The sequence below is a fragment of the Pseudomonas sp. PS01270 genome, from assembly GCF_029959775.1.
Taxonomy (GTDB): Bacteria; Pseudomonadota; Gammaproteobacteria; order Pseudomonadales; family Pseudomonadaceae; genus Aquipseudomonas; species Aquipseudomonas atacamensis.
In genome coordinates this window covers 1-278 of record NZ_JASCPT010000301.1, presented here as the reverse complement: position 1 = coordinate 278, position 278 = coordinate 1, and the positions used below count along the sequence as shown (strand labels likewise).

Genomic DNA, 278 nt, shown 5'->3' with positions numbered 1-278 from the left:
CAGCATGGATGCCGTGCAAAAAGCCAACAGCGGCCATCCCCGAGCCCCTATGGGTATGGCAGATATTGCCGAAGTGCTGTGGCGCGACTACCTCAAGCACACCCCGAGCAACCCGTCGTTCGCCGACCGTGACCGCTTCGTGCTGTCCAACGGCCACGGCTCGATGTTGATCTACTCGCTGCGGCACCTGACCGGCTACGACCTGTCGATCGACGACCTCAAGCAGTTCCGTCAACTGCAGAGCCGCACTACAGGTCATCCCGAATTCGGTTACACCC

Annotated in this window: 1 pseudogene; it reads left to right on the top strand. The window is 60.8% G+C overall.

Features of this window, described 5'->3' with window-relative positions:
- Positions 1–278, top strand: a pseudogene (locus tag QMX86_RS28270) (transketolase); the annotation flags it as partial.